The sequence below is a fragment of the Mesorhizobium sp. 113-1-2 genome (assembly GCF_016756475.1).
Classification (GTDB): Bacteria; Pseudomonadota; Alphaproteobacteria; order Rhizobiales; family Rhizobiaceae; genus Mesorhizobium; species Mesorhizobium loti_C.
In genome coordinates this window covers 387,480-410,703 of record NZ_AP023242.1, presented here as the reverse complement: position 1 = coordinate 410,703, position 23,224 = coordinate 387,480, and the positions used below count along the sequence as shown (strand labels likewise).

Below are 23,224 nucleotides of genomic sequence, written 5' to 3'. Positions count from 1 at the left end.
CTCACTCTGTTGGTTCGACTCTGCGGTCGATTTTCTTGCTTCTTGTGAGGGGAATAATGACCGTAAGGGAAAGCGGTAAGCAAGACCGAATGCGACATGCCGTGGCGTAAATCGTACGTCGCATTTGGACCAACGGTGTCAGCGCTCAAACAAGCGCGCGCGGAATCTTTTCCTCGAAATTGCGTTCGAAGACGATTTTTTCGCCCTCATAAGCCTCGATTCTGGCGCTGACGATGAAGTTTTGTTCGTCCGATCGCATCTCGGCCCATGTCTCGGTGCGCACCGACCATCCATTTCGCGACAGCGTCTGCGTCCAGTGTGTTTTTCCCGCGGCTGACAATGGATTGTCAGGATGGATCGTCCAGGTCTCGCGGGCAATGCTGCCATTGACCAGGCCGTGGTCGAGATCGCGCACCGCGCCGAAATCATCCGCTATGGAAAGCGTGACGATTCCCGTCTTTTCGTCACGATCGACATGGCGTTCGGAATTGGCGGGCCGAACAGTCTCGGTGGCCCACGGCGCAGCCCCTTCCGGCTCGGCGAACGTCGCTTCGTTGCCTTTTGCCAGCGGCCGTAGCGGCAAGGCCAACGTCGCAGCCGACAAGGTCAGCTGGACCGGCTCCGGCGAGGGCCAGATCATAGGCCAATAGGCGTTCGACACGGCAATGCGCAGGCGATGGCCGGCCGGCACGCGGTAGGCGCATTGATCGAGCACGACACGCGCCGACACGGTCTCGCCCGGCACCAGGGCGTGGGGGAATTCGTGCGAGTCGCGATGCGTCAGGTTGAGCACGCCATAGGAGATCAGTTCCGAAGCGCCGTCAGGATGCACGTCGCAGAGGCGAACAGCGATATTGGCCTGCGGGCGGTCGGACGAGAAGATGACCTGGACTTCCGGCGCACCGACGATGTCGATGGCGTCGGAGAGTTCCGGCTGGTCGAAACAGACCGACAGCGCATCGTCGGGACGCTGGTCGCCCGGCAATTCCGGGCCGAAGGTGAACGGGAAATACTCGCCGCCGGCGAGGCCACAATTCTGCGGCGAGGCGACGATGGCCGGTTTGCTCCCCTTGGGCAGCAGATCGATGGTCTGGGTCTTGATGGCGGGCGACGGCCATTCTTGCTCCGCCGCCCAGCGGCCCGGGCGCTCCGGGTGCCAGCGGGCCGGGCGCACGCTGTCCATCACATAGGCGCGGTAGTCCGGATCGGCCTCGACGCCGGTCTCGGCACCCTTCAGCCAGCGGTCCCACCAGCGCAGCGCTTCCTGCAGGAAGCCGATGGCCGGCTGAGGCCCGGCATAATGCGGGTATTTGTGGATCCAGGGGCCGACAATGCCCTTGACCGGCGCCTCGATGTTGCTGACGAGGTGCGAGATCGTGTTGCGGTAGCCGTCATGCCAGCCGCCGATCGACAGAACGGCGGCCTTGACGGCGGAAAAATCCTCGCAGATCGAGCCACGCTTCCAATAGGCGTCGCGATGCTGGTGGCTGAGCCAGAGCGGCAAAAGGAAGGACTGGTTTTCCAGCCGGGTCAGCCACAGATCACGCCATCTGTTGTCGCCGGCGATCAGCGGATCCGGCGGCCGTGACGAATAGGACAGCATCGTCGAGGCCCAGCCGAAATTCTCGATCAGCAGGCAGCCGCCCTTGTAGTGGATGTCGTCGGCGTAGCGGTCGACGGTCGAGCACAGGCTGATCACCGCCTTCAGCGCCGGCGGCTGCTTGGCGGCGACCTGCAGGCAGTTGAAGCCGCCCCAGGAAATGCCCATCATGCCGACATTGCCGTTGCACCAGGGTTGGCTGGCCGCCCAGGCGATGACGTCGCAGGCATCCTGCAATTCCTGCTCGGAATATTCATCGTCCATCAGCCCTTCGGAATCGCCATTGCCGCGCATGTCGACGCGGATCGAGGCGTAGCCATGGCCGGCGAAATAGGGATGCGTCAGCTGATCGCGAAAGATGGTGCCGTCGCGCTTGCGGTAGGGCAGGTGCTCGAGAATGGCAGGCACCGGATCGTCGCCGGCATCCTGTGGCATCCACACCCGCGCCGACAGCCGGCAGCCATCCGGCATGACGATGCCCATATCGGGAAATTCGACGACCTTGCGGGGAAATTCGGTGACGGTTTTCATGCCGCGCATAACGCCCCGCGGCGCGGCAAGTTTCAATCGCCATTCGCGACTGGAGCAGCGAATTATGCGACCTGTGCCGCCACCTGCTTACACGCTCAATTCAGCGGAATGTCGTTTTCGCTCTTGTTTGCCTGGTAGGCGACGGACAGCTCGTCGTAACGTGCCGAGATCTTGCCGATGCGTGTCTCCAGCCGCTGGCGTTCGGCCTCGGGCAGCGCCCGCACCAGCCGGCGTATGGAAAAGCTCTTCCAATAGGCATTCTCGGCATTGTAGCCGCCTGGATCGAGGGTGAAGACCTCTTTCAGGATCTTCAGGTCGTGCGGGATGGCAAAACTGTCGCGCGAATCCTCGTGGCTGAACAGATAGTAGAATTTGTCGAAGCCGGTCCAGGTGATCGCCGACAGGCAGAGCGAGCAGGGCTCATGCGTGGCGATGAACAGCGCATCCTTGGTGTCGACGCGCTCGGCTTTCGGCATCTCGTAAAACCGTTTCAGGCAATGCACCTCGCCATGCCAAAGCGGGTTCTCGATCTCGTTGTTGGTCTCGGCCAGCACCAGCGAGCGGTCGTCCTTGCGCAGGATCGCCGCGCCGAACAGCTTGTTGCCATGGGCAACGCCGTCAGCCGTCTTCGGCACGATGTCGTGCTCGATGACGTCGAGCAGGCGGTCGATCAGGGAAATGTCGGTCATGGGAATCGAAAGCTTTCAAGGGAGATGGATCTCGTAGGCGTGCGAGAAATGAAACTCTTCGAGGTTGGAGCCGTCGCCGCCACGATCAACGATCAGGAAATCCTGGGGTTCGCCGAGCGGCGTCAGCACGCCGTGCCAGAGATTGCGCGAATAGTTGATGCCTTGTCCGGGCGCGGTGATGAAGGCGTGCGGCTCGCCCGGCCCCTCCTTGCCGTCATGGCAGACGACGACCAGGAACGGGCGCGGCGACAGCGGAATGAAGGCCTGGCTGCCGAACGGATGCCGCTCGACCATGGTCAGTTTCAGCGGCAGTTCATAAGGCGTGCCGCGCACCATCGAGATCAGCACGCGCGCGTTCGGTCCGGTGGCCTCAGCGGTGGCCAGATCATGGTAGCGCTCGGCCTTGCCGCCATTGATCGGGTAGTGGTTGTCGCCGCCCATGTCGATGACATCGCCGAAGGGAGCAAAGGCCTCCCTGGTCAGCTTCTGCGCTGTGATGCGGGTCACCGCGCGCGACCGCCGATATCAGCCCCGCCCAGCTTGGCGTGCCGGTTGACGTCCTTGTAGAGCAGATAGCGGAATTTGCCTGGCCCGCCGGCATAGCAGGCCTGCGGGCAGAAGGCGCGCAGCCACATATAGTCGCCGGCCTCGACCTCGACCCAGTCCTGGTTGAGGCGATAGACCGCCTTGCCTTCCAGCACATAGAGCCCGTGTTCCATGACATGCGTCTCGGCGAAGGGAATGACGGCGCCGGGCTCGAGCGTGACGATGGTCATGTGCATGTCGTGGCGCAAATCGGCCGGATCGACGAAGCGTGTCGTCGCCCAGCGGCCCTCGGTGCCCGGCATCGGCGTCGGCGCTATATCCTGTTCATTGGTGAAGAAGGCTTCCGGCACGTCGAGACCGTCAACCACTTCGTAAGCCTTGCGAATCCAGTGGAAACGAACAGCCGCCTTGGCCTCGTTGCGAACGGTCCAGCCGCTCGCCGGCGGCAGGAAGGCAAAGCCGCCCGGCCTTAAGCTATGCTTCTTGCCGCCGAGCAGAACGGTCAGTTCGCCCTCGACCACGAACAGGGCGCCTTCGGCGCCGGCATCGGGTTCCGGCCGATCGCTTCCGCCGCCAGGCTCGACCTCGACAATGTATTGCGAAAACGTCTCGGCAAAACCGGACAGCGGCCTCGACAGGATCCAGACGCGGGTCTTGTCCCAGAACGGCAAGGCGCTGGTGACGATGTCCTGCATCACGCCTTTGGGGATGACGGCATAGGCCTCGGTGAAGACGGCCCGTCCAGTCAGAAGCTCGCTCTGGCCGGGATGGCCGCCATGCGGTGCGTAGTAGGTGCGCTCTGGCATCCTGATCGTATCCATGGGTTCAAACCTATTGCGGTAGCATGTCTCTGAGGCGGAGCAGCGCGATTCGCTCGACCTGTTTGCAGGCGGTCTCGAATTCGACGCCACGGCTGTTGCCGATGCGCGCCTCGAATTCGGCGAGGATTTCCTCCTTGGTCTTGCCCTTCACCGCGATGATGAAGGGGAAGCCGAAGGTGGTGACGTAGGCGGCGTTGAGTTTGGAGAACAGCTCGCGCTCCTTGTCGGTCAGCGCGTCGAGGCCGGCCGAGGCTTGTTCCCGCGTAGACTCCGCCGTCAGCCGCCTGGCCTTGGCCAGCTTGCCGGCAAGGTCGGGATGAGCGTTGAGCACGCCGAGCCGCTCGGTCTCGCTGGCGGAACGGAAGATGCGGCAGAGCGCATTGTGCAGGCCGCCGGCCGTGTCGTGGGCCGGGCCGAGCTCCAGCTCGTAGGCCCGCTCGGCAATCCACGGCGAATGTTCGAACACGCCGCCGAAAGTGTGGACGAATGTCTCGAATTCCATCTTCGATGGCCTGAGCGCCGCCGGCTTGTAGGGATGGTTCTCCTGCCAGTGCCTGGCGATGTCGATGCGCCGCGCCAGCCAGACCTTGTCATGCGACTTCACATAATCGACGAAGCGCTTCAGCGCCGCCACCCGGCCCGGCCGCCCGACGAGCCGGCAATGCAGGCCGATATTCATCATGCGCGGCCGCCCGGCCTGGCCTTCGGCATAGAGCGTGTCGAAACTGTCCTTGAGATAAGCGAAGAACTGGTCGCCCGAATTGAACCCCTGCGGCGTGGCGAAGCGCATGTCGTTGGCGTCGAGCGTATAGGGGATGATGAGCTGCGTGCCGCCGCTGTGCTCGAACCAGTAGGGCAGTTCATCGTCATAGGTGTCGGAGACGTAGTCGAAGCCGCCCTCTTCAGCCACCAGCCGCACCGTGTTGACCGAGGTGCGGCCCGTATACCAGCCGGTCGGGCGCTGGCCGGTCACCTCGTAATGCAGCTTGATCGCCGCTTCGAGGTCGCGGCGCTCATCCTCGGCGCTGTGGTCGCGGTAGTCGATCCACCGCAGCCCGTGCGAGGCGATCTCCCAGCCGGCGTCCTGCATGGCCGCGACCTGGTCGGGTGAGCGGGCGAGTGCGGTGGCGACGCCGTAGCAGGTCACCGGGACCTGCGATTCACTGAACAGGCGCAGCAGCCGCCAGAAGCCGGCCCGCGCGCCATATTCGTAGATCGATTCCATGTTCCAGTGACGCTGGCCCACCCAGGGCGCGGCGCCGACGATCTCCGACAGGAAGGCTTCCGAAGCCTTGTCGCCGTGCAGCACGCAATTCTCGCCGCCCTCTTCGTAGTTGACGACGAACTGCACGGCGACATGCGCGCCGCCCGGCCATTTCGGATCCGGCGGATTGGCTCCGTAGCCGCGCATGTCTCTTTCGTAACGCATTACCCCTCCCTGCCGGACGCTGCCGCAAGTTATGATCAGGATATCCAAAGGGTGCTTCTCGCATTCCCCCGAAAATTTTTGAAAGTGTTTTTGTCGCACTCCGCTCGACCGGGACTTATGCATCGCCTTTAATTGGCGCACAATTCATCACTGTTGTTCTGATGTACCTGGATGGGAGGCGGCCAATGGCAGAAACGTCGAAAGCCGATGGCGGGCGTCTGACGACCCATGTCCTCGACACCGCGACCGGCAAGCCGGCGGCTGGATTGTCGATCGCGCTCTATCGTCTCGATGGTTCGGCCAGGACACTTTTGAAGACGGTCGCAACCAATGCCGACGGCCGTTGCGACGCGCCGCTCTTGGCGGGCGCTGAGTTTCGCGCCGGCGAATACGAACTGGTGTTCGCGGCCGGCGACTATCTGCGTGGCCAAGGCACAAAACTGCCCGAGCCGGCTTTCCTTGACAGCGTGCCGATCCGCTTCGGCATGGCGGAAGCGGTGCACTATCATGTGCCATTGCTGATCTCGCCCTACGGCTATTCGACCTACAGGGGGAGCTGAGGCATGGCCAAGGTCACTATCCGCAACGAAATCCGCTTCATCCTGAATGGCAGGGATGTCACGCTGTCGTCGGTGGCGCCAGACGCGACCCTGCTCGACTGGCTGCGGCTCGACCGTTCGCTGCGCGGCACCAAGGAAGGCTGCGCCGAGGGCGATTGCGGCGCCTGCACCGTGCTGGTCGGCAGACTGTCTGCCGGCGGCCTGGTCTATGAAAGCGTCAATGCCTGCATCCGCTTCCTCGGCTCGCTCGACGGCACCCATGTCGTGACGGTGGAACATCTGCGCGGCGCGCCCGGCCAATTGCATCCGGTGCAGCAGGCGATGGTCGATTTCCACGGCTCGCAATGCGGCTTCTGCACGCCGGGCTTCGTCATGTCGCTCTATGGCCTGTGGATGAAGTCGCCGGATCCGTCGAACGCGGCGATAGAAAAGGCCTTGCAAGGCAATCTCTGCCGCTGCACCGGCTATGAGGCGATCATGCGCGCCGCGCATGCCATCTCCAGCTACGGCAAGGTGGCAAAGGATCCGCTGGCGGTGGAGCGCAAGGCGATCACGGCGAGGTTAGAGACCATGCGGGACGGCGCCCGGATCGAGATTGGTTCGGCCAAGGCGCGGCTCATCGTGCCGGCTGATGTCGATGATTTCGCCACCGCGCTGGACAAGGAACCCGGCGCCACCATCGTTGCCGGTTCGACCGATGTCGGCCTGTGGGTGACCAAGCATATGCGCGACATCTCGCCGGTGATCTTCATCGGCAATCTCGACGGGCTGTGCACCATCTCCGAAGACAAGGGCGTCATATCGATCGGCGCCGGCGTCACCTACACCGAAGCCTTCTCCACGCTCGCCAAACGCATCCCGGCGCTCGGGCCGCTGTTCGACCGCATCGGCGGCGAACAGGTGCGCAACATGGGCACGATAGGCGGCAACATCGCCAACGGCTCGCCGATCGGCGACACGCCGCCGCCCTTGATCGCGCTCGGCGCGCGCCTGACGCTGCGCAAGGGCAAGAAGCGGCGCACGATCCCGCTGGAAACCTTCTTCATCGCCTATGGCAAGCAGGACCGGCAGCCGGGCGAATTCGTCGAGGCCGTGCACGTCCCTGTCCCGGCCAAGGGCGCGAAATTTGCCGTCTACAAGATCACCAAGCGCCGCGACGAGGACATCACCGCCGCCCTCGGCGCCTTCTTCCTGACGCTTGCCAAGGACGGCACGGTCGCGGATGTGCGCATAGCCTATGGCGGCATGGCGGCGACGCCGAAGCGGGCGTCTTTTGTCGAACAGGCATTGCTCGGCAAACCCTGGACCGAACAGACGGTCGAGACGGCGATGGCCGAATACGCCAGGGATTTCACCCCGCTCACCGACATGCGGGCGTCAGCCGAATACCGGGCTCTTGCGGCGAAGAACCTGCTGTTGCGCTTCTTCGTCGAAACCACCGGCACAAGGGCGCCCTTCCAGGTGTCCCGCAACGAGGCGGCATGATGAATAAGCACGCCACATCCAATCTCAAGGCCGAGAAGATCGTCGGCGGTGTCGCCACTGATCAGCGGCATGATTCCGCGCACAAGCATGTCAGCGGCACCGCCGTCTACATCGACGACATGCCGGAACCGGCCGGCACGCTGCATGGCTGCCTCGGGCTCTCGGCCGCCGCGCATGCCATCATCACCCGCATGGACCTTTCGGCGGTGCGTGCCGCTTCCGGAGTCGTTGATGTGCTCACGGCAAAGGATGTGCCGGGCGAGAATGACATTTCGCCAACCGGTCGGCACGATGAGCCGGTGCTCGCCGACGGCAAGGTCGAGTTCTTCGGCCAGCCGATCTTCTGCGTTATCGCCGAAACCCGCGAGCAGGCACGCCGCGCCACCAGGCTGGCCAAGGTCGAGTACAAGCAATTGCCCTTCGTCACCGACATTGGCGAACTCGATCCAAGGAAGGATAAGCTCGTTACGCCGCCGCTTACCCTGAAGCGCGGCGACGCCGCCGCTGCGATCAAGGCGGCGCCGCGCCGGTTGAAGGGAAAGATGCGCGTCGGCGGCCAGGAGCATTTCTATCTTGAAGGCCATATCGCCATAGCCGTTCCCGGCGAGGATCAGGACGTCACCATCTATTCCTCGACCCAGCATCCGAGCGAAGTCCAGCACATGGTGAGCCATGCGCTCGGCGTACCCAGCAATGCCATCACGGTGGAGATCCGCCGCATGGGCGGCGGTTTCGGCGGCAAGGAAACGCAAGGCAACCAGTTTGCCGCGCTCGCGGCCATCGCTGCCAAGAAACACCATCGCGCCGTCAAGATCCGGCCCGACCGCGACGACGACATGATTGCCACCGGCAAGCGCCACGATTTCCTCGTCGACTACGAAGTCGGCTTCGACGACGGGGGCAACATTCTCGGTGTCGATTTCATGTTCGCCGCGCGTTGCGGCTTTTCGTCGGATCTGTCAGGCCCGGTCACCGATCGCGCGCTGTTCCATTGCGACAACACCTATTTCTGGCCGGCGGTGCACGCGCAATCGGCGCCGCTCTACACCAACACCGTGTCGAACACCGCCTTCCGTGGCTTCGGCGGCCCGCAAGGCATGGTCGGCGCCGAACGGGTCATCGACGAGGTTGCGTTCGCGCTCGGCAAGGATCCGCTCGAAATCCGCAAGAAGAATTTCTACGGCACCAGCGACCGCAACATCACGCCCTACCACCAGACGGTCGAGGACAACATCATCCAGCGCATCGTCGCCGAGCTCGAGGAGAGCGCCGGCTATGCGCGGCGGCGGCGCGAAATATCGGCCTTCAACGCCAACAGCCGTTTCATCAAGCGCGGCCTGGCGCTCACGCCGGTCAAGTTCGGCATTTCCTTCACCGCCACGCACTACAACCAGGCCGGCGCGCTGGTGCATGTCTATACCGATGGTTCGGTGCATCTGAACCATGGCGGCACTGAGATGGGGCAGGGGCTCTACCTCAAGGTCGCGCAGGTGGTGGCGGAAGAATTCCAGATCGATCTCGATCAGGTGAAGATCACCGCGACCACCACCGGCAAGGTGCCCAACACCTCGGCCACCGCGGCATCGTCCGGCTCCGACCTCAATGGCATGGCGGCGCAGAACGGCGCCCGCCAGATCAAGGACCGGCTGACCGATTTCGCCGCCGAGAAATACCAGGTGTCGCGCGATCAGGTGCTGTTCCTGCCTAACCGGGTGCGCATCGGCAACCAGGAGATCGCCTTCGCCGATCTCGTCAAGCAGGCCTATATGGCGCGCATCCAGCTCTCAGCGGCAGGCTTTTACAAGACGCCGAAGATCCACTGGAACCGCGACAAGGGACAGGGCCGCCCTTTCTACTATTTCGCCTACGGCGCCTCCTGCTCGGAAGTCTCGGTCGACACGCTGACCGGCGAATATGTGGTCGAGCGCACCGATATCCTGCATGAGACCGGCCGCTCGCTTAACCGCGCCATCGACCTTGGCCAGATCGAGGGCGGCTTCATCCAGGGCATGGGCTGGCTGACGACGGAGGAATTGTGGTGGGACGACAAGGGCCGGCTGCGCACCCACGCGCCGTCGACCTACAAGATCCCGCTCGCCTCCGATCGGCCCAAGATCTTCAACGTCACTTTGGCCGACTGGCCGGAAGCCGCGGAGCCGACGATCCATCGCTCCAAGGCGGTCGGCGAGCCGCCCTTCCCGCTCGGCATGTCCGTGCTGCACGCGCTGTCGGATGCGGTGGCCAGCGTCGCCGATCACAGGATCTGTCCGCGCCTTGACGCGCCGGCGACGCCGGAGCGTGTGCTGATGACGATCGAGCGGCTGAAAGGCGAGGCGAAGGCCTGAATCCGGCAAAACGTGCAATTCAGGCCGAAAAACCCTATGTTTCCCGCACGGGAATGCGAATGATGACTTCGAAAGTGCAAAGCCTGAAAGACTTCCTGGGTGGCCAGGGTCGCATCGCTTTGGTCGAAGTGGCCGGCACCAGGGGCTCGACCCCGCGCGAGAAGGGCGCCTTCATGCTCGTCTCGCCGTCGGCGACATCAGGCACGATCGGCGGCGGCCAACTTGAATACATGGCGATCGACAAGGCGCGGCAGATGCTGGCGTCTCTACCTTCCCGCAAGCGGCAGGGCAAAGAAACCGGCATCGAGGTCGATGAAGTCTGCGCCACGCTCGACGTACCGCTCGGGCCGGAGATTGGCCAATGCTGTGGCGGCCGCGTCGAGGTCCTGATCCGGCTTGTCGACGGCGTGCTCGCTGCTGAGCTGGTCTCGGCTGCCGAAGCCGAAGAAGCCCACCTGCCGCACGTCTATATCTTCGGCGGCGGCCATGTCGGTCAGGCGCTGGCGTCGACGATCGCGCTCCTTCCTGTACACGGTGTCGTCATCGAGACGCGGGCCGAGGCGCTTGAAGGCATGCCGGAAACCGTCGAGACGCGGCTGACGCCGATGCCTGAGGCCGAGGTGCGCAACGCTCCCGCCGGCACCGCCTTCGCCATCCTCACCCATGACCATGCGCTGGATTTCCTGATCGTCACCGAAGCGCTGAAACGCGACGATGCGGCCTATGTCGGCATGATCGGCTCGAAGACCAAGAAAGCGACTTTCAGGAGCTGGTTTCTGAAATCGGGGGACGGCACGGACGCGGAATTTGCCCGCCTCGTCTCGCCGATCGGTGGCGATGCCGTCAAGGACAAGCGCCCGCCTGTCATCGCCGCACTTGCCGCCGCCGAGATCATGACGGCGCTGGTCATCCACAACGCGGCGTCAAATGCCGACCTTAAAATTCCGCATGACAGAGTGATAGCCGGCTAAGCTTGCGCTGCCGGCTCAGGCCGGCCGCTTCAGCCCGAGATGCTCGCGCAGGGTTCGGCCTTCATAGTCCCGTCGAAACAGGCCGCGCCGCTGCAGTTCCGGCACGACCAACGTGGCAAAGGCATCGAGCTCGCCCGGGAAATAGGACGGCATCACGTTGAAGCCGTCGGCTGCCCCGCCTTCGAACCGCGCCTGCAATTCGTCGGCCACTTGCGCCGCCGTGCCGACAATGCGCCAATGACCCCGCGCGCCGGCGAAATGGCGGGCAAGCTGGCGGATGGAAAGGCCGTCGCGACGCGATTGTTCGACGACCAGCGCCTGCCGGCTTTTCATCCCCTCGCTCTCCGGCAGTTCGGGCAGCGGTCCGTCGATCGGGTAGCGCCAGAGATCGGAGATGCTGAGATAGCTGGACAGCAGCGCCACACCGACATCGTCGGGGATCAGCGCCTGCAATTCCTCGTGTTTCTGGCGAGCTTCGGCCTCGGTTTCCGCGACCACGGGCGAGACGCCGGGCATGATCTTGATGTCGTCAGGCTCACGTCCATAGGTAGCCATGCGCCCCTTGAGGTCGTCATAAAAGGCCTTCGCTTCCTCGAAGGTTTGCGCCGCCGTGAACACCACGTCGGCGGTGCGGGCGGCAAGGTCGCGGCCGACATCCGAGGCGCCGGCCTGGACCATGACAGGCGCGCCCTGCGGCGAACGCGGCAGGCCGAGCGGATCGCGCACTGAAAAGCTCTGGCCGTCATGGCCGGACGCCTTACCGTGCCAAAGCCCGGTGACCACTTCGGCGAATTCGCGCGCCCGCTCATAGCGGTCAGCATGCGGCTTGAGGCCGGTAGAGCCGAAATTGGCGGCTTCGATGGGGCTGGCCGAGGTCACCAGGTTCCAGCCGGCCCGGCCGCCGCTCAAATGGTCGAGCGACAGAAAAGTCCGCGCCAGGCCGTAGGGCTCGTTGTAGCTTGTCGAGGCTGTCGAAACGAGACCGATGCGGCTGGTCCGCACGGCCAGCGCCGACAGCAGGCTGATCGGCTCGAAGCCGATCGAGCGCGATGTCTGGCTGGCAATGCCGACATTGGCCTCGCGCAGGCCGGCGGCGTCCTCGCAGAACACCATGTCGAACTTCGCCGCCTCGGCTATGCGCGCCAGCTGGATGTAATGATCGATGTCGATGCCAGCCGTCACATGCGCCTTGGGGTGACGCCAGGCGGCGATGTGGTGGCCCGTCGCCCACAGGAAGGCGCCGAGCTTCATCCGCGCGGTCATTGGTCACCTCCGCCGTCAAGCCGAAGATGCGAGCGCAGCGTCGTGCCGCGATAGCCCTCCTGGACAAGGCCGCGTTGCCGCAACGCCGGCAGAATATGATCGACGAAATCGCCGAGCGCTGAGTGCTGTGCGGACAGTTGGATGTTGAAACCGTCGCAGCTTTTCGCGCGGAACTGGCTTTCCAACCTGTCTGCGGTGGCGGTCGGCCCATCGTCGGGGGCGAACGAGATGCTCGTCAGCACCTTCACAGCGTCCGGATCGCGCCCAGCGGCCATCGCGCGACGCTTCAGATCATCAAAGCGTACTTTCGCGCTATCGACCGATCCGCTCTCCAGCAAAATGACATCGGCGGTGCGGGCCGCAATATCCAGGTCGGCCTCGGACAGATCGGACAACACCAGCACCGGGGTGTCCTGCGGCGAGCGTGCGACGTTCAGCGGTCCGCGCACGGAAAAGAACTCGCCCTTGTGGTCGAGCAGGTGCATCTTTTCCGGGTCATGGAAGCGGCCACCGGTCTTGTCGAACAGCAGTGCATCCGCATCCCAGCCCTGCCACAGGCCTTGAACGATGCCGATATACTCCTCGGCGCGGCGACGAAAGTCGGTGTCGGAGAAACCTTCCGGCCGGCTGAAATTGGCCGCATCGCGGGAGCCCTGCGCCATCGTCGCATGCCAGCCGGCACGGCCATGGCTGATAATGTCGAGCGAAGCAAAACGGCGCGCCAGATTGTAGGGCTGGTGGGCAACCGTCGAGGCCGCGGCGACCAGCCCGATCTTGTCCGTCACCGTCGCCAGGGCGGCCAGCAGCGTCGTGGCCTCGAACGGACTGCTCGACGGCCCGTCAGCGGTGTCGGAAATTGCGACCATGTCGACGCCAGCCGCTTCTGCCTGTCGCACGAATTTGCTGATCCGGCTGAAATCCAGCACGGCCTCTCCGGTGGCGGCAGCGATGTTGAGCGAAATGGCGAGATGCATCGCACCAACCTAAGTTCGCCGCTGCGCAAGGCAAGCCCGGCGAATGGACCAGAAGGCCGGCACTTGCCGGCCAGCCCCCGGTTGCCGCTCGGCCCTCACTTACCCGCCAGAATATCCTTGATCAGCCGCTGGCAGCGCTCGGCCATGAAGTCGAGCAAAAGCCGCACCTTGGGGTCCTGCAGCTTCTTGTGCGGATAGACGGCGGCGAACTGCACCGGCGTCGGCGGCGTGTCGGCCAGGATCACCTGCAGCCGCTGGTCGCGGATGAAGGGTTCGACCTCGAAGCGCGGCTTGTTGATGATGCCGCGTCCCGACAACGCCCAGCCGGTCAGCACATCGCCATCGTCGGTGTCGTAGGGCCCGTGCACTTCGAATTTCTGCGGGCCGGTGGGGGTCTGCAGCGTCCAGACATATTCGCGCGCGCCGGAATAGCGCAGCATCAGGCAGTCGTGTTTCTTGCCGATCAGTTCCTGCGGCTCGGCCGGTTCGCCGCGTGCCTCCAGATATTTCGGCGCCGCCACCAGCACGCGTTCGCATTCCATGATGCCACGCATTCTGAGGCTGGAATCCTCGATGATGCCGAGCCGGAAGGCGACGTCGATGCCTTCCTTCATGATGTCGACATTGTGGTCCGAGAGCCTGAGCCGCACCTCGATATCAGGGTATTTGTCGTGGAAATCGGGAATGCCCGAGGCCACCAGCCGGCGGCCGAGGCCGAGCGGCGCCGTCACGCGGATGGTGCCGCGCGGCTGGCCGGACAATGCGGACACCGCGGCTTCCGCTTCGGTGATCGCCTCCAGCACCTGCTTGGCGCCGGCGTAAAACACCGTGCCATGCTCGGTCGGCATCAATTGCCGCGTCGTGCGGTTGAACAGCCGCACACCGAGATGCTTCTCCAATTCCTTGATGCGGTTGGAGGCGACCGCCGGCGAAATGCGCATGTCGCGGCCGGCCGCCGACAGATTGCCGAGTTCGACGACGCGGACGAAGACGGCGATGTTGTCGAGATAGGCCATGCGGAGCACCTTCGCCGCTTTTCGGCGATCAGCCTAGTATTTTCCATTTTTTTTTGAAAGTCATCGTACACCTCGCCTCTTTCCGTTTGCGCGCCACACCGTAAAGTCAGCCAATCGGCAGGGACGACTTCAATGATGGATTTCGCGATTTTCTGGGACTGGCTGAGCTTTGCCGTGCGGTGGCTGCATGTCATCACCGGCATCGCCTGGATCGGCTCGTCCTTCTATTTCGTCGCGCTCGATCTCGGCCTGCGCCAGCGTCCGGGCATGCCCGTCGGCGCCTTCGGCGAAGAATGGCAGGTGCATGGCGGCGGCTTCTACCACATCCAGAAATATCTGGTGGCGCCGGCCGAAATGCCGGAACACCTGACCTGGTTCAAATGGGAATCCTACGCCACCTGGCTGTCCGGCTTCGCCATGCTGTGCGTGGTCTACTATGCAGGCGCCGACCTGTTCCTGATCGATCCCAATGTGCTGCCAATGTCGGTGCCGGTCGGCATTCTTTTGTCGATGGCCACGATCGGTGTCGGCTGGGTGGTCTATGATCTCTTGTGCCGCTCGCCGCTCGGCAAAAGCGATACCGGCCTGATGCTGGTGCTCTACTGCGTGCTGGTGTTCATCGCCTGGGGGCTGACGCACCTGTTCACCGGCCGCGCCGCTTTCCTGCATCTGGGCGCCATCACCGCCACGATCATGTCGGCCAATGTCTTCATGGTCATCATCCCCAACCAGAAGATCGTCGTCGCCGACCTCATCGCCGGCCGCAAGCCCGATCCGAAATACGGCAAGATCGCCAAGCAGCGCTCGCTTCACAACAACTATCTGACGCTGCCCGTTCTGTTCCTGATGCTGTCGAACCACTATCCGCTGGCGTTCGGCACGCAGTTCAACTGGGTCATCGCCTCGCTGGTGTTCATCATCGGCGTCTTGATCCGGCATTATTTCAACACCGTGCACAAACGTGCCGGCAACCCGCACTGGACCTGGCTCGGCGCCCTCGTCCTGTTCATCATCATCATCTGGCTGTCGACCGCGCCGAAGGTGCTGACCGGCGAGCCCAAGGCGTCCGCCTCGGCCGAGGTCTACATTGCCTCGGCGCATTTCCCGGCGGTTCGCGACACCGTGCTTGGCCGCTGCTCGATGTGCCATGCGCAGGAACCGGTCTATGAAGGCATCTACCACGCGCCCAAGGGCGTGGTGCTCGACACCGATGCTGATATCGCCAACCATGCCCGCGAGATCTATCTGCAGGCCGGCCGCAGCCACGCCATGCCGCCCGCCAATGTCAGCCAGATCACCGACAAGGAACGGGCGCTGCTGGTGGCCTGGTTCGAAGGCGCGGGGAAATAAGCATGAATTCCACACTTCTGCGCGGCCGCACGCTGTCCTTCGTGCGCTGGCCCGAAACCATCGACGACCATTCGGCCTGGCGCTACGAGGAGGATGGCGGCCTGCTGATCCGCGACGGCAAGATCGTCGCCTCAGGCGCCTACAGCGGTGTCGAAAAGCAAGCCGGCGAGGGTGTACAAAAGATCGATCACCGGCCGCATCTTTTGCTGCCCGGTTTCATAGATACCCATGTGCATTTCCCGCAGATGCAGGTGATCGCTTCCTACGGCGCCGAACTGCTCGACTGGCTGAACACCTATACGTTTCCCGAAGAGACGAAATTCGCCAACGCCCAGCATGGCCGCCGCATCGCGCGGCTCTTCCTCGACGAGATGGTGCGGCACGGCACCACGACGGTCACCGCCTACTGCTCGGTGCATAAGGCCTCGGCCGAGGCCTTTTTCGCCGAATCGCATGACCGCAACATGCTCAACATCGCCGGCAAGGTGATGATGGACCGCAATGCGCCCGAGGGCGTGCTCGACACGCCGCAATCCGGCTACGACGACACCAAGGCGCTGATCAAGGAGTGGCACGGCAAGGGCCGCCAGTTTTATGCCATCACCCCGCGCTTCGCCATCACCTCCTCGCCGGAGCAGATGGAGATGGCCGGCGCGCTCTGCCGCGAACATCCCGATCTGCACATGCAGACGCATCTGTCGGAAAACCATGCCGAGATCGCCTTCACGCAACAGCTCTACCCCTGGTCGCGCGACTATACGGATGTCTATGAGCATTACGGGTTGCTGGGCAAAAAGAGCCTGTTCGGCCACTGCATCCATCTGTCGGAACGCGAGGCGGATGCGCTCTCGGACAGCGGTTCGGTGGCGGTGTTCTGCCCGACCTCGAACCTGTTCCTCGGCTCCGGCCTGTTCGACTATCAGCGCTTCCGGCGTCGGGACAAGCCGCTCAGGATCGCCGCCGCCACCGATGTCGGCGGCGGCACCAATTATTCCATGCTGCGGACCATGGACGAGGGCTACAAGGTGATCGCGCTGAACGGCGAGAAGCTGAACCCGTTCCAGTCCTTCTGGCAGATCACGCGCGGCAATGCCGAGGCGCTCTCGGTGGCCGACAAGATCGGAACGCTGGATCAGGGCACCGACGCCGATATCGTCGTGCTCGACGCCAGGGCGACGCCCGCGATGCGGCTCCGGATGGAAACGGCGCAGACGCTGGCGCAGGAGTTGTTTCTCTTGCAGACGCTGGGCGACGACCGCGCCGTGCGCGAGGTCTATGTCGCGGGGCGGGCGGCGAAGGGCGACATGGCGAATTAAATCGCCAGGTGCGTTCATTGCTTGACCCGGCGGCAGCCATCGGTCAAAGCGTGCGGCGAAGTTGACAGGGGAACGACATGGCCGTTGCTGACGACATCGCTCTGATCAAGAGACAGGAAGAAACTCTTGTCTTTTCCGCCTTCGATGAGGCGGTTGCCTTCAAGATCGGTTCGGCGATTCGCAAGCGCGCGATCGCCGAAAACCTGCCCATCATCGTCGACATCAGGCTGTGGGACCGGCCGCTCTTCTACGCCGCTATGCCGGGTTCGAACGCTTCCAATCCCGACTGGGCGCGGCGCAAGATCAATGTGGTCAGGCGGTTTCTCAGGAGCACCTATCGCATGGTGCTGGAGCAGCAGCGCCCTGACCGCGCCTTCAAGATTGGTGAAGGCCTCGACATCTCCGACTATGTGCTCGCCGGCGGCGGTTTTCCGGTGACGGTCAAGGGCGCCGGTGTCATCGGCGTGATCGCGGTTTCCGGGCTGCCGGAGCGCGAGGATCATGGTGTTGTCGTCGATGCGCTGTGCGATCACCTGGGTGTCGACAAGCGTGGACTGGCGCTGGCTGCGGAACCCGAATGACTGTGCTCAATCCCAAAGCTTTCCTCACCTCGATCTTCGACGCCGCCGTGGCCGCTGCCGATCCGGAGCGGACCATCAGGGGTCATTTGCCGGCGAAGCCCAAGGGCCGCACCATCGTCATTGGCGCTGGCAAAGGCTCGGCGCAGATGGCGGCCGCCTTCGAGAAGGTCTGGGATGGGCCGATCGAAGGGCTGGTCGTCACCCGCTACGGCTATGGCGCCAAATGCGAGCGTATCGAGATCATCGAAGCGGCGCACCCGGTGCCGGATGCTGCCGGCCTCGAGGCATCTCGACGTCTGCTGGCAAAAGTGCAGGGACTGACGGCGGACGATCTGGTCGTGGCGCTGATTTCCGGTGGCGGTTCGGCGCTGCTGCCATCGCCGGCCGCTGGCCTGACACTGGCCGACGAGATCGCCGTCAACGAGGCGCTGCTCGCCTCCGGCGCGCCGATCGCGGCGATGAACACCATCCGCAAGCATCTTTCCACCATCAAGGGCGGCCGGCTGGCGGCAGCGTCGTGGCCGGCCAAGGTGGTGTCACTGGTTGTGTCAGACATTCCCGGTGACAACCCGGCCCTTGTCGCCTCCGGGCCGACCGTGCCGGATACCGGCAGCCGTCAAGACGCGCTGGCCTCGATTGCGGCCTATGGCATGAAGCTGCCGGCCTCGGTGATGGCGCACATCAATTCGCCGGCGGCCGACGCGCCGGATCCCGACGATGAGCGCTTTTCCCGCAATGAGGTGCATCTGATCGCCTCCGCCGGCGTGTCGCTGGAAGCGGCGGCCGCCGAAGCGAAGCGGCAAGGCATCGAGGCCGTCATCCTCTCCGATGCGATCGAGGGCGAAGCGCGCGAAGTCGGAGGCGTCCACGCCGCCATCGCGCGCGAAGTGGCGACGCGCAACCGGCCTTTCCAAAAGCCGGTGCTGATCCTGTCGGGTGGCGAAACAACGGTGACCTTGCGGGCCAAAGGCAAGGGCGGCCGCAATTCGGAACTCCTGCTCGCCTTCGCCATCGGCATCAACGGCGCGGAAAATATCCATGCGCTGGCAGCTGACACCGACGGTATCGATGGCTCGGAAAACAATGCCGGGGCCTTCGCTGACGGTTCGACAGTGTCGCGCATGCGCGCGGCGGGAGTGGATGCCAAGGCCATGCTGGCGGGCAACAATGCCTGGACGGCGTTTCATGCTGTTGGAGATCTTTTCGTGCCCGGCCCGACCGGCACGAATGTGAATGATCTGAGGGCGATACTGATCCGGTAGTTCACCTGCGGCTTGACTAGCGTTTGGCTCACAAAATCGTTGGTGATTAGCGGAAGCCTCTCAGCTTCGTCATCCCTGGGCGAAGCAGGAGCGCAGCTCCGTCGCGGAAACCCTGGGATCCATTCCGTGATCTTGGTCGAAGAATGCAGCGGAGCAGAATTCTGCACCCGTGGTGGCGCCCAGGAGTCCGGCATGGATCCCTTGGGCTGCGGCGCAGCTCCAGGGGTCTGCGCTGCGTCGCTACGCTCCTTGCTCCGCCCGTGGATGACGAAGTCGTTGAGGCCTTCGCTCATCTCACGACCCCATCAGCCGCTTCACCTCTCTCATATCCTGCAAAAACCGCTCGCGCTCCGCTTCCTTCTCCGCCGGCTCCTGAATGCGCAGGATAAATGACGGATGGATGGTGATGAACACGCGCAGGCCATCCTCGCGCTCGATCACCTGGCCGCGCATTTTCGTCACAGGGATCGCCTTGCCCAGCAAGGACAAGGCAGCCGTTGCGCCGAGCGCCACGGCAAGCTCCGGCTTGATCAGCGCGAATTCCCGGTCGATCCACCAGCGGCAGGCCTGTACTTCGCCGGCATTTGGTTTGGAATGGATGCGGCGCTTGCCGCGCGGCTCGAATTTGAAGTGTTTGACCGCGTTGGTGACGTAGACCTTCTGCCGGTCCACGCCCGCGTCATCGAGGATGGAGTCGAATACCTTGCCCGCAGGGCCGACGAAAGGTTTGCCGGCGAGATCCTCCTGGTCGCCGGGCTGTTCGCCGACGAAGATGATCTTCGCATTATCAGGCCCTTCGCCGAACACGGTCTGCGTCGCATCGCGCCAAAGCGGACAGCGGCGGCAACCCTTTGCAGCCTCGCGCAATTCGGAAATGCTGCTTGCGTCATCACCCTGCGGCGTCTCGGCGGGCTGCTTCGGCCAATGCCTGGCCTGCACCTTGGCGTGATGCGGCGCGGGCGTTGTCGGTATTCTGGCGATCATCTCCTTGGCGGCCTTATCAGCTCCTGCGATCAGCTCTGGAATGAGTGAGGCCTCGGGAAGGTTCCGCCAATATTTCTTCGGCATCTCCTTTTGCATGGCCTTCACCTTCAGCCGTGCCGGGTTGAAAATGTTCTCGAAATAGGTGCGCCACAGGGCCTCCGTGTCGTCCTGATCAGGCGCATCGCCCTTGGTGGCGCCCGGTCCGATGGCCAGCCTTTCGCCATCCCAGTCGGCCGATGCGTAAGGCGTGAGGATCGTCCAGCGCATGCCGGTGAAGCGCCTGACGAAGAAATCGGCGTTCCGCTCGACAATGAAATGATCGGGCTCAAACCAGGCGACATACCGCTCCTCGCCGCCATCGCCAATTTTTCGGAAGCGTACAAAAGCATGCATCTTGTGGCTGTCGCGCCGCACCGCCTTCTCCATCGCCTCGAGCCGTCTGGTGTCGGGATCCGACGCGATCGCCAGCAGCTTGGGTTCGCTGCGCAGCCGCCACAGCAACCGGTAGAGAAAGGCGAACCTACCGGGGTCGGAATGGCAGAAGGCGGTTTCAGCGTGCTCGATAAAATCGCGCGGCACCACGAGTTGCGCCCCCGCAGGTACGACTGGCAAATCGCCAGGCGGTTGGTCGGAGCCGGCCGCGACATGCCAGCTGATGTCCTCGGGCCTGACCTCGTTCAGCGCCAGCCGCCGTGCCGCGTCGCGCCAGCCGGTAAAATCGGTCTCGCTGTCGAGCCGAACACTGTATCGGGCAAGGTTGAGCTCGGCCGGCTGCATGGTCAAAACAGCGAAAGTTGTTCGCAGGAGCGCACGATCTTGTCGCGCAGGCCCTGCTTGTCGGTGAGCGTTCCAGGCGACCAACCCTCCGCGATGATGAACGGCCTGAGCTTGGCGATCGACTGGCAGATCCGCCCGACATCTTCAAGCCGCAGCCTTCGGTGCCGGCGGGTCTCCAGGATTTTCGCCACCACCTTGGTGCCGAGGCCGGGGACCCGCAACAGCGCCTCGCGGTCGGCGCGGTTGATGTCGACAGGAAACTGCCCCCTGTTGCGCAGCGCCCAGGCGAGTTTGGGATCGATAGTAAGGTCGAGCATGCCGTCGCTGCTGCCGGCCAGGATTTCCGGCTGTGAGAAGCCGTAAAACCTCATCAGCCAGTCAGCCTGATAAAGCCGGTGTTCGCGCATCAGCGGCGGCTTCTGCAGCGGCAGGGACGACGAGGAGTCCGGGATCGGACTGAAGGCCGAGTAATAAACGCGCCGCAGATGATAGCTGCCATAGAGCCGCGCGCTGGTGTGCAATATGCCGTCGTCGGATGTCTTGTCGGCGCCGACGATCATCTGCGTCGACTGGCCGCCGGGCGCGAAGCGCTCGCGCTTCTTGGTCCTCAGCGTCGGCTCGGCTTTTTCTTCCATCTTCTGGCGCAGCCTGGCCATGGAAAGGCGGATCGTTTCCGGCTTCTTTTCCGGCGCCAATTTCTTGACGCCCTCGTCGGTCGGCAGCTCGACATTGATCGACAGCCGGTCGGCGTAGAGACCGGCCTTTTCGACCAGTTCCGCCGAACTTTCCGGAATGGTTTTCAGATGGATATAGCCGGAGAACTTTTCTTCCAGCCGCAGCCGCCGCGCCACCTCGACCATCTCGCCCATGGTCTCGTCGGGTGAGCGGATGACGCCCGAGGACAGGAACAGGCCTTCGATGTAGTTGCGGCGGTAGAAATCCATGGTCAGCTTCACCACGTCGTCGATGCTGAAGCGGGCACGCTTCACATTCGAGGACGAGCGGTTGATGCAATAGCTGCAATCATAGATGCAGAAATTGGTGAGCAGGATTTTCAGGAGCGAAATGCAGCGGCCGTCCGGTGCGTAGGAATGGCAGATGCCCATGCCTTCGGTGGAACCGATGCCGCCTGACATCAGCGAGTCCTTTTTCGCCGAGCCCGATGAGGCGCAGGAGGCGTCATATTTGGCGGCGTCGGACAGGATCGCCAGCTTTTCAAGGACGGTGAGAGCGCTCATTCGTTCATGATATGTTCTGAACGGCCGCCGCGCTACCTCATTTGACGTAGCGGCGAAAAAGTGATCGCCGCCCATCACAAGGTCGTCACACCTCGTGTAGGTAGAGATGATAATCCAGTTCGCTGACCGTGCGCGCCACGCGCAGATACTCGGACTGTTTGATCGCCACGAAGGTGCGGTGCAGGTCCTCGCCAAGCGCGCCTTTCAGGAAGCTGGACGCCTTGGCCGCTTCGATTGCCGCGCGCCAATCGGCCGGCATCGTCGTCCGCGTCACCGCAGCCTCATAGCCATTGCCGGTCGTTTCAGGGCCAGGATCGAGGCCTTCGTCGAGGCCCTTGATGATGCCGGCGAGCACCGTCGCTGCGATCAGATAGGGATTGGCGTCGACGCCCGACGGCCGGTGCTCGATGCGCCGGTTTTTGGCGTCGCCCGCCGGCACGCGCAGCGCCACCGAACGGTTGTTGACACCCCACGTCGGCGCCACCGGCGCATAGGATTGCGAGACGAAGCGCCGCCAGGAATTGGCGTGCGGCGCAAACACCAGCATCGATTCCGCCATCGTCTGGATCAGCCCGCCGAGCCCTTGCAGCAGGGGCAGCGACCAGCTCTCGCCGCCGGCCTCGGCAAAGACGTTTCGGCCGGCCTTGTCCTGCAGCGAGACGTGGAAATGCATGCCCGAGCCGGCATATTTCTCGATCGGCTTGGCCATGAAGCAGGCGGTCACGCCATGGCGGCGCGCCTGTGCCCGCACCAGTCGCTTCAGCATGACGAGGTCGTCGGCTGCCCGCATCACATCCTTGCGGTAGTTCAGCGTCAGCTCGTACTGGCCCGGCGCATATTCCGATATCACCGTCTCGGCCGGAATACCTTGCGCCTTGGCCGCGGCATAGATGTCGGAGAACAGCGGCTCCATGCCGTGCAGATGGTCGACGGAATAGACCTCCGTCTTGCCCGAGACACGGCCGTCGAGCACCGCGCGCGCCGGCTGCACCTTGCCCTCGGCATCGCGCTCATTGGCCAGCAGGAAAAATTCGAGTTCAAAGGCGCCGGCCGGGTAAAGCCCCTTGGCCGCCAATATGTCGACCTGCCGGGCCAGCGCCAGCCGCGGGTCCGACGACATGGGCTGGCCATCGAGATGATACATCGCCATCAGCACCTGGCCGCGCGGCGGATTGGTGCCGTAGAGCGGCACCAGCGTGCCGGGGATCGGCCAGGCCCGGAGGTCGCCGTCGCCGGTCGTCCAGATCAGCCCGGTCTCGTGCACGTCCTCGCCTGTGATGTCGAGGCCGAGAATGGAGATCGGCATGTGCCGGCCGCCCTCGAAAATGCTTTTCAGCTCATGCCGGCGCACGATCTTGCCGCGGCCGACGCCATTGGCATCAGTCAGCACGATATCGAAGGCTTCGATCTCGGGATGGGCGTCGAGAAAGGCTTGCGCTTCGGCGGGCGACGACCCTGAAGGCGAGGTCACAATGGCATTGTCCAT

Annotated in this window: 19 protein-coding genes; 8 read left to right on the top strand and 11 right to left on the bottom strand. The window is 63.6% G+C overall.

Translation table 11 applies throughout. The annotated features are described in order from the left end of the window. Positions 1-145 precede the first annotated feature (145 nt). The 5 genes from JN279_RS01845 to puuE all read right to left on the bottom strand — a co-directional run bounded on the left by JN279_RS01845 (position 146) and on the right by puuE (position 5,616). Positions 146-2,131: a CocE/NonD family hydrolase gene (locus JN279_RS01845; RefSeq protein WP_096458351.1), complete on the bottom strand. Its 1,986-nt coding sequence runs from the start codon at positions 2,129-2,131 to the stop codon at positions 146-148. Between the two features lie 95 nt (positions 2,132-2,226). Continuing rightward, the gene (locus JN279_RS01840) at positions 2,227-2,820 is read right to left on the bottom strand and encodes a nucleoside deaminase (RefSeq protein WP_096452851.1); all 594 of its coding nucleotides are present in this window, start codon (positions 2,818-2,820) and stop codon (positions 2,227-2,229) included. A 15-nt stretch (positions 2,821-2,835) separates the two neighbouring features. Beyond that, complete coding sequence (locus tag JN279_RS01835; protein ID WP_038651561.1) at positions 2,836-3,327, bottom strand: ureidoglycolate lyase; 492 nt, start codon at positions 3,325-3,327, stop codon at positions 2,836-2,838. Further along, positions 3,324-4,187 carry a bifunctional allantoicase/(S)-ureidoglycine aminohydrolase gene (locus JN279_RS01830; protein ID WP_096452853.1) on the bottom strand — a complete coding sequence of 288 codons (864 nt, stop codon included), beginning with the start codon at positions 4,185-4,187 and terminating at the stop codon, positions 3,324-3,326. Before JN279_RS01830 ends, JN279_RS01835 begins: the two co-directional genes overlap by 4 nt. Positions 4,188-4,197: 10 nt before the next feature. After that, on the bottom strand, positions 4,198-5,616 hold the full coding sequence (puuE, locus tag JN279_RS01825; RefSeq protein WP_096452855.1) for an allantoinase PuuE: 1,419 nt from the start codon (positions 5,614-5,616) through the stop codon (positions 4,198-4,200). 185 nt (positions 5,617-5,801) lie between these two features. On the opposite strand from puuE, the gene uraH reads away from it, so the two are divergent. The 4 genes from uraH (at position 5,802) to xdhC (ending at position 10,977) form a co-directional block, all read left to right on the top strand. Continuing rightward, complete coding sequence (gene uraH / locus JN279_RS01820; protein WP_096452857.1) at positions 5,802-6,176, top strand: hydroxyisourate hydrolase; 375 nt, start codon at positions 5,802-5,804, stop codon at positions 6,174-6,176. Positions 6,177-6,179: 3 nt separating this feature from the next. Beyond that, the gene (gene xdhA, locus JN279_RS01815; protein ID WP_202351844.1) at positions 6,180-7,661 is read left to right on the top strand and encodes a xanthine dehydrogenase small subunit; all 1,482 of its coding nucleotides are present in this window, start codon (positions 6,180-6,182) and stop codon (positions 7,659-7,661) included. Beyond that, the gene (gene xdhB / locus JN279_RS01810; RefSeq protein ID WP_202353619.1) at positions 7,661-10,006 is read left to right on the top strand and encodes a xanthine dehydrogenase molybdopterin binding subunit; all 2,346 of its coding nucleotides are present in this window, start codon (positions 7,661-7,663) and stop codon (positions 10,004-10,006) included. The genes xdhA and xdhB overlap by 1 nt, the downstream gene beginning before the upstream one ends. Positions 10,007-10,068: 62 nt before the next feature. Beyond that, entirely contained in the window at positions 10,069-10,977 is a 909-nt protein-coding gene (xdhC, locus tag JN279_RS01805; protein ID WP_202353618.1) for a xanthine dehydrogenase accessory protein XdhC, read from the top strand. A gap of 15 nt (positions 10,978-10,992) precedes the next feature. Here xdhC and JN279_RS01800 read toward each other — a convergent pair whose 3' ends face one another. The 3 genes from JN279_RS01800 to JN279_RS01790 all read right to left on the bottom strand — a co-directional run bounded on the left by JN279_RS01800 (position 10,993) and on the right by JN279_RS01790 (position 14,230). Next, positions 10,993-12,240, bottom strand: coding sequence for an LLM class flavin-dependent oxidoreductase (locus tag JN279_RS01800; protein ID WP_202351843.1), 1,248 nt, complete (start codon positions 12,238-12,240; stop codon positions 10,993-10,995). Then, positions 12,237-13,214 carry an LLM class flavin-dependent oxidoreductase gene (locus tag JN279_RS01795; protein WP_202351842.1) on the bottom strand — a complete coding sequence of 326 codons (978 nt, stop codon included), beginning with the start codon at positions 13,212-13,214 and terminating at the stop codon, positions 12,237-12,239. Before JN279_RS01795 ends, JN279_RS01800 begins: the two co-directional genes overlap by 4 nt. Before the next feature lie 95 nt (positions 13,215-13,309). Then, positions 13,310-14,230 (bottom strand): LysR family transcriptional regulator, encoded by a 921-nt coding sequence (locus JN279_RS01790; protein WP_202351841.1) that lies wholly within the window; start codon positions 14,228-14,230, stop codon positions 13,310-13,312. A gap of 132 nt (positions 14,231-14,362) precedes the next feature. Between JN279_RS01790 and JN279_RS01785 the strand changes: the two genes are divergently transcribed. The 4 genes from JN279_RS01785 (at position 14,363) to JN279_RS01770 (ending at position 18,739) form a co-directional block, all read left to right on the top strand. Then, a complete protein-coding gene (locus JN279_RS01785) occupies positions 14,363-15,580 on the top strand; it encodes a urate hydroxylase PuuD (RefSeq protein ID WP_202351840.1) in 1,218 nt (405 codons plus the stop codon). A gap of 2 nt (positions 15,581-15,582) precedes the next feature. After that, entirely contained in the window at positions 15,583-16,896 is a 1,314-nt protein-coding gene (guaD, locus tag JN279_RS01780) for a guanine deaminase (protein ID WP_202351839.1), read from the top strand. A gap of 77 nt (positions 16,897-16,973) precedes the next feature. After that, positions 16,974-17,477 carry a heme-degrading domain-containing protein gene (locus tag JN279_RS01775; RefSeq protein WP_202351838.1) on the top strand — a complete coding sequence of 168 codons (504 nt, stop codon included), beginning with the start codon at positions 16,974-16,976 and terminating at the stop codon, positions 17,475-17,477. Continuing rightward, on the top strand, positions 17,474-18,739 hold the full coding sequence (locus JN279_RS01770; RefSeq protein ID WP_202351837.1) for a glycerate kinase type-2 family protein: 1,266 nt from the start codon (positions 17,474-17,476) through the stop codon (positions 18,737-18,739). The genes JN279_RS01775 and JN279_RS01770 overlap by 4 nt, the downstream gene beginning before the upstream one ends. 294 nt (positions 18,740-19,033) lie before the next feature. On the opposite strand, the gene JN279_RS01765 is transcribed toward JN279_RS01770, so the two are convergent. The 3 genes from JN279_RS01765 to JN279_RS01755 all read right to left on the bottom strand — a co-directional run bounded on the left by JN279_RS01765 (position 19,034) and on the right by JN279_RS01755 (position 23,224). Next, entirely contained in the window at positions 19,034-20,500 is a 1,467-nt protein-coding gene (locus tag JN279_RS01765; protein ID WP_202351836.1) for a UdgX family uracil-DNA binding protein, read from the bottom strand. A gap of 2 nt (positions 20,501-20,502) precedes the next feature. Further along, positions 20,503-21,738 (bottom strand): putative DNA modification/repair radical SAM protein, encoded by a 1,236-nt coding sequence (locus JN279_RS01760; RefSeq protein WP_202351835.1) that lies wholly within the window; start codon positions 21,736-21,738, stop codon positions 20,503-20,505. A gap of 85 nt (positions 21,739-21,823) precedes the next feature. After that, positions 21,824-23,224 carry a glutamine synthetase family protein gene (locus JN279_RS01755; RefSeq protein WP_096452881.1) on the bottom strand — a complete coding sequence of 467 codons (1,401 nt, stop codon included), beginning with the start codon at positions 23,222-23,224 and terminating at the stop codon, positions 21,824-21,826.

What these genes read in the sequence shown, in the direction of transcription:
- JN279_RS01845 (WP_096458351.1), bottom strand. Translation starts at nt 2,131, where the DNA reads ATGAAAACCGTCACCGAATTTCCCCGCAAGGTCGTCGAATTTCCCGAT.
- JN279_RS01840 (WP_096452851.1), bottom strand. Translation starts at nt 2,820, where the DNA reads ATGACCGACATTTCCCTGATCGACCGCCTGCTCGACGTCATCGAGCAC.
- JN279_RS01830 (WP_096452853.1), bottom strand. Translation starts at nt 4,187, where the DNA reads ATGGATACGATCAGGATGCCAGAGCGCACCTACTACGCACCGCATGGC.
- puuE (WP_096452855.1), bottom strand. Translation starts at nt 5,616, where the DNA reads ATGCGTTACGAAAGAGACATGCGCGGCTACGGAGCCAATCCGCCGGAT.
- uraH (WP_096452857.1), top strand. Translation starts at nt 5,802, where the DNA reads ATGGCAGAAACGTCGAAAGCCGATGGCGGGCGTCTGACGACCCATGTC.
- xdhA (WP_202351844.1), top strand. Translation starts at nt 6,180, where the DNA reads ATGGCCAAGGTCACTATCCGCAACGAAATCCGCTTCATCCTGAATGGC.
- xdhB (WP_202353619.1), top strand. Translation starts at nt 7,661, where the DNA reads ATGAATAAGCACGCCACATCCAATCTCAAGGCCGAGAAGATCGTCGGC.
- xdhC (WP_202353618.1), top strand. Translation starts at nt 10,069, where the DNA reads ATGACTTCGAAAGTGCAAAGCCTGAAAGACTTCCTGGGTGGCCAGGGT.
- JN279_RS01800 (WP_202351843.1), bottom strand. Translation starts at nt 12,240, where the DNA reads ATGACCGCGCGGATGAAGCTCGGCGCCTTCCTGTGGGCGACGGGCCAC.
- JN279_RS01795 (WP_202351842.1), bottom strand. Translation starts at nt 13,214, where the DNA reads ATGCATCTCGCCATTTCGCTCAACATCGCTGCCGCCACCGGAGAGGCC.
- JN279_RS01790 (WP_202351841.1), bottom strand. Translation starts at nt 14,230, where the DNA reads ATGGCCTATCTCGACAACATCGCCGTCTTCGTCCGCGTCGTCGAACTC.
- JN279_RS01785 (WP_202351840.1), top strand. Translation starts at nt 14,363, where the DNA reads ATGATGGATTTCGCGATTTTCTGGGACTGGCTGAGCTTTGCCGTGCGG.
- guaD (WP_202351839.1), top strand. Translation starts at nt 15,583, where the DNA reads ATGAATTCCACACTTCTGCGCGGCCGCACGCTGTCCTTCGTGCGCTGG.
- JN279_RS01775 (WP_202351838.1), top strand. Translation starts at nt 16,974, where the DNA reads ATGGCCGTTGCTGACGACATCGCTCTGATCAAGAGACAGGAAGAAACT.
- JN279_RS01770 (WP_202351837.1), top strand. Translation starts at nt 17,474, where the DNA reads ATGACTGTGCTCAATCCCAAAGCTTTCCTCACCTCGATCTTCGACGCC.
- JN279_RS01765 (WP_202351836.1), bottom strand. Translation starts at nt 20,500, where the DNA reads ATGCAGCCGGCCGAGCTCAACCTTGCCCGATACAGTGTTCGGCTCGAC.
- JN279_RS01760 (WP_202351835.1), bottom strand. Translation starts at nt 21,738, where the DNA reads ATGAGCGCTCTCACCGTCCTTGAAAAGCTGGCGATCCTGTCCGACGCC.
- JN279_RS01755 (WP_096452881.1), bottom strand. Translation starts at nt 23,224, where the DNA reads ATGGACAATGCCATTGTGACCTCGCCTTCAGGGTCGTCGCCCGCCGAA.